1 protein-coding gene and 1 pseudogene are annotated in these 357 nt (G+C 51.3%); both read left to right on the top strand.

Going from position 1 to position 357, the window contains the following annotated elements; genetic code table 11:
* On the top strand, positions 1-181 hold a 181-nt coding region (locus BG74_RS14975; protein ID WP_204376354.1), incomplete at its 5' end, for a hypothetical protein.
* A gap of 70 nt (positions 182-251) precedes the next feature.
* Positions 252-357, top strand: a pseudogene (locus BG74_RS17840) (RsfS/YbeB/iojap family protein); the annotation flags it as partial.

Here is a 357-nt window from a genome sequence, read left to right as displayed (position 1 = left end):
TACCGGGGAGGCTACGCCTGCGATGGCCTACTCCCCCTCGCGGTGCAAGGTTATATTGACGAACAAGGTTTATACCGTTAGTGTGCGCGCTATGCTATGTGCCTTATCTTCGCTGGCCAGGCTAGCGCTGTTAATCCAAGTTCATTCCGCGGTCAACCGGCGCCTGGCAAACATCCCATAGACTATCGCGCTACCAGATTCCTGCATGGCACGCGCGAAGTATACCGGAGGGAAAACCTTTGTTAGATACCATGCTCAAAAATTTTGTTGTTGACAAGATAGACGATTTGAAAGGCCGAGACATTATTACCCTCGACGTGCATGGCAAGTCGAGCATTGCGGATTGCATGGTGATCT

The organism is Sodalis-like endosymbiont of Proechinophthirus fluctus (assembly GCF_001602625.1).
Lineage (GTDB): Bacteria > Pseudomonadota > Gammaproteobacteria > Enterobacterales > Enterobacteriaceae.
The sequence above is the reverse complement of the archived record's forward strand: the minus strand, read 5'-3'. Positions and strand labels throughout refer to the sequence as shown.